This window comes from Gilliamella sp. Fer4-1 (assembly GCF_001690515.1).
GTDB lineage: Bacteria > Pseudomonadota > Gammaproteobacteria > Enterobacterales > Orbaceae > Gilliamella > Gilliamella apicola_C.
In genome coordinates this window covers 1-3915 of sequence record NZ_LZGZ01000300.1, presented here as the reverse complement: position 1 = coordinate 3915, position 3915 = coordinate 1, and the positions used below count along the sequence as shown (strand labels likewise).

Sequence of the window (3915 nt, the reverse complement as noted above, 5' to 3'; positions counted from 1 at the left end):
AATTGTTTTATTCTTTCCTGTTTCCGTTTTTGCCGCTAAAAAAGAGTGTGGAGTTAAACCTAGCTACAACATCACGATAAGTAAAGAAAGCGTACATATTTTTAATAAAAAAAATGATTTAACTATAACGCAAAATGGCCGTGTTATCTTAAATGAAAAATTAGCAACACTTAATCCTCCATTACAAAAAGAACTCATTCAATTTCAACATGAATTACGCCAACAGCTACCTCTTTTAGAGCTACAATCAGTAAACCTTTTAACTGAAGTTAAAGAGGCGTTTGAAAAAGCAATAAAAAATCAGTTGAGTGATGATAATGAACTCAAAGGTGAGTTAAATAAGTTATATAAACGTTTAGTTAAGTTGCTACATACTGCGATTATTACTGAAAATGGTTATACTCGATTTTCCTACCAAAATTTTAATAATCTAAAAAAAGAGGGTGAAGATATTGGTCAGCGCATTTTCTATAATGTCGTGGGTGGCAGTATTTTGCATTTTAATTTTTTTAAGAATTTAGCCACAATCAAACAAATTTCTAAAAATGAGTGGAAAGCTCAAAAGCCTAAATTAAAAGCTTTTGATGCACATATTTGTTCAGTTATAACAGATATTGATGAGCAATATACTCTAATATTAACTCAACTTAACAATCAATTCACAAGTAAATAGACATTAATAAAAACTTTTGCGAAAATGATAACACGACTAAGATAGCTAAACGGAAGCTTATGACTGCACATATTATTGATGGAAAAGCATTGGCACAACAAATACGAACGGATATTGCTAATAAAGTTAAAACACGCATTGAAAAAGGTCTATCTGTTCCAGGTTTGGCTGTGATTCAAGTTGGCTCAGATCCTGCATCGAAAATCTATGTTAAAAATAAACAAAAAGCTTGTGATGACGTTGGCTTTGCTTCCTTTGCTTATGACTTTTTATCGGCAACTACCGATGAGTTACTGGCATTAATTGATGAGCTTAATCAACGTCCAGATGTGCATGGTATTTTAGTGCAACTCCCTTTACCTGATAATATTGATAAAACAAAAGTCCTTGAACGTATCGATCCAAGTAAAGATGTTGATGGCTTTCATCCATACAATATTGGACACTTACTACAACGCGATCCTATTTTACGCCCGTGTACGCCATATGGTGTGGTTAAAATGCTAGAATCAACGGGGATAAATTTATCAGGTTTAAATGCAACTGTTGTAGGAGCATCAAGCATTGTTGGTCGTCCAATGGCATTAGAATTGTTGCTATTAGGTTGTACAACTACCATTACCCATAGCCGTACCGTTGATTTAGCAAAGCATGTCAATAATGCAGATATAGTGGTTGCAGGTGTCGGTATTCCAAATTATGTTAAAGGTGAATGGATTAAACCAGGAGCAATTGTGATTGATGTTGGTATCAATCGTTTGTCGAATGGTAAATTAGCAGGTGATGTAGAGTTTGATGTGGCTGTTGAAAGAGCTGGATGGATCACACCTGTTCCGGGTGGTGTTGGTCCAATGACTGTTGCTATGTTAATGAGTAACACGCTTGAAGCATGTGAAAAATTTAGTAAGCCAAATTGACCCCGACTCATTAAATTTTATAGAAAGATGTACATTAAATAAAAATAAGGAATATGTAATGATTATATTTCACACTAATTTAGGTGATATTAAGATCAAAACTTTTGACGATAAAGCCCCTGAAACCGTCAAAAATTTTGTTGAATATTGTAAAGCTGGTTTTTATAACAATACAATCTTCCATCGTGTTATTAATAATTTCATGATTCAAGGTGGCGGTTTTGAACCAGGCATGAAGCAGAAAAAGACGAATGCGCCTATTAAAAACGAAGCAGATAATGGTTTAAAAAATGATCGTGGTACATTAGCGATGGCGCGCACATCAGATCCACACTCTGCGACAGCTCAATTTTTTATCAATGTAGTTGATAATGATTATCTCAACTTCCGTTCTGCTGACGTTAATGGTTATGGCTATTGCGTGTTTGCACAAGTCACTGATGGGCTTGATGTGGTTGATAAAATAAAAGCTGTAAAAACAGGGCGCAGTGGCATGCATTCAGACGTTCCTGTTGAAGATATTATTATTACGAGTGTAACGGTTGAATAATCCAGCTCGTTATTTTATTGCAGATATTCATCTAGCAGATAATAAACCTGCTTCTGGTTATAGCGATATAACCGCAGGTTTTTTGTCTTTTCTAGATACCTTACCTGAAAATTGTGAGCTTTATATTTTAGGCGATCTTTTTGATTATTGGGTTGGTGATGATGTAAAGACTGAATTACATCAACAAGTTGTCCAAGCATTGTGCCGGTTATCAAAACGAGGCATCACTAAATATTTTGTGCATGGAAACCGCGATTTTCTATTAGGTAAAAAGTATGCTCAGCAATGTGATATGACTATATTGCCAGAAATTAATTGTTTACCTAATCAAGAAACAAATATCGTATTTTTACATGGTGATTTATTATGTATTGACGATTCTCAGTATCAAAAGTTTAGAAAAATCATGCATAATAAATGGTTACAAAAACTGTTTTTATTACTGCCTTTGTTCCTTCGACTAAAAATTGCGGCTAAGCTGCGACAAAAAAGTAACCAACATAATCAGATAAAATCTGGAACTATTATGGATGTAAATCAACACGCTGTGGTTAAGATGATGACAGAGCATAAAGCTGATATTATGGTGCATGGTCATACACATAAACCTGCAACTCACCATTTTCAAATTGAAGGGCGTAGCGCAACTCGCCTTGTTCTTGGCGCATGGCATGATGGTGTGACATACATTAAGCAATCACAAGATAGCAATACTTTGGAGCTTTATAACCATTCTTTCAAATAATCACTTTGTAAGACATACTCGACCTTACCAAATTCAATCAGCTTCCCTTGATCTAATATTGCCACATTATTGGCTATCTGTTTAACTTCATTAATATTATGGGTCACATAAATAATGGGTATATTTAACTCATTAGATAATCTTTTAATATAGATTAATAATTCCTTTTTTCTCGGCATATCAAGCGCCGAAAGTGGTTCATCCATCAATAGCAATAACGGGTTGGTTAATAGCGCTCGACCAATTGCCACTCGTTGCTTTTCGCCACCAGACAAAGTGGCTGGATAACGATTTAATAATGAACAAATATTAAGCACATTGACGATTTCGTCAAATTTTGACAGATTTAAATTCTTAGCTCCATAAGTAAGGTTTTTTATAACTTTATAATGAGGGAAAAGTAATGCATCTTGAAAAATGGTGCCAATCTGCCTATTTTCTGGGGCAATAAAAAGATGTCTATTGCAATCAACCAGAAGAGTATTATTTAGTTGAATATAGCCATGATCAGGCTTAATTAACCCATTAATAAGGTTAATTAGTGTGGATTTTCCCGATCCAGAAACCCCTAAAATAGCGGTGATACCTTGACATTTTATGTCATGCTTGAATTGGAACGAAAATGAAGCCAGTTGTTTGCTAATTTGTATTTGTAACATGAGTTATTATCCTACAATTTTGTTTTTATGCCAACGATTTAACCATTCGGATAAAAAAAGTGCAATTAGTGATAATACAACTGAAATAATACAAAGCCGTAGTGCACTGTGTTCACCATTGGGAATTTGCAGAAATGTATACATTGCAAGAGGTAAAGTGCGGGTTTCACCTTGAATATTTGATACGAACGTAATGGTTGCACCAAATTCTCCTAAACAACGAGCAAAACCTAGCACCATTCCCATTAAAATGCCAGGAACAGCTAAAGGTAACGTGATAGTTATAAACACTCGCCATTTATGAGCACCAAGAGTACGAGCTACGTTTTCAAGGCGGATATCAATCGATTCAATGGCTAAACGAATTGATC

The 3915-nt window shown here is 34.8% G+C and carries 6 protein-coding genes; 4 read left to right on the top strand and 2 right to left on the bottom strand.

The genetic code is table 11. The annotated features are described in order from the left end of the window. From A9G30_RS10325 to A9G30_RS10310, 4 genes are all read left to right on the top strand, one after another. Nucleotides 1-673 (top strand): DUF2884 family protein (locus tag A9G30_RS10325; RefSeq protein WP_176700898.1); only part of this gene is annotated, 673 nt, incomplete at its 5' end. A gap of 59 nt (nt 674-732) precedes the next feature. Then, on the top strand, nt 733-1590 hold the full coding sequence (gene folD, locus A9G30_RS10320; protein ID WP_065588902.1) for a bifunctional methylenetetrahydrofolate dehydrogenase/methenyltetrahydrofolate cyclohydrolase FolD: 858 nt from the start codon (nt 733-735) through the stop codon (nt 1588-1590). A gap of 58 nt (nt 1591-1648) precedes the next feature. Next, nucleotides 1649-2140, top strand: coding sequence for a peptidylprolyl isomerase B (gene ppiB / locus A9G30_RS10315; RefSeq protein WP_065568462.1), 492 nt, complete (start codon nt 1649-1651; stop codon nt 2138-2140). Further along, a complete protein-coding gene (locus A9G30_RS10310; RefSeq protein WP_065588901.1) occupies nt 2133-2885 on the top strand; it encodes a UDP-2,3-diacylglucosamine diphosphatase in 753 nt (250 codons plus the stop codon). The genes ppiB and A9G30_RS10310 overlap by 8 nt, the downstream gene beginning before the upstream one ends. Here A9G30_RS10310 and modC read toward each other — a convergent pair. Both modC and A9G30_RS10300 read right to left on the bottom strand, forming a co-directional pair. Further along, the gene (modC, locus tag A9G30_RS10305; RefSeq protein WP_065588900.1) at nt 2864-3544 is read right to left on the bottom strand and encodes a molybdenum ABC transporter ATP-binding protein; all 681 of its coding nucleotides are present in this window, start codon (nt 3542-3544) and stop codon (nt 2864-2866) included. The two genes, A9G30_RS10310 and modC, sit on opposite strands and share 22 nt — an antisense overlap. A gap of 6 nt (nt 3545-3550) precedes the next feature. Beyond that, nucleotides 3551-3915, bottom strand: a 365-nt coding sequence (locus A9G30_RS10300) for an ABC transporter permease subunit (RefSeq protein WP_141672079.1), incomplete at its 5' end; no start/stop codon positions are given.

Coding starts and splice junctions, on each gene's coding strand:
- modC (WP_065588900.1), bottom strand. CDS start 3,544: ATGTTACAAATACAAATTAGCAAACAACTGGCTTCATTTTCGTTCCAA.
- folD (WP_065588902.1), top strand. CDS start 733: ATGACTGCACATATTATTGATGGAAAAGCATTGGCACAACAAATACGA.
- ppiB (WP_065568462.1), top strand. CDS start 1,649: ATGATTATATTTCACACTAATTTAGGTGATATTAAGATCAAAACTTTT.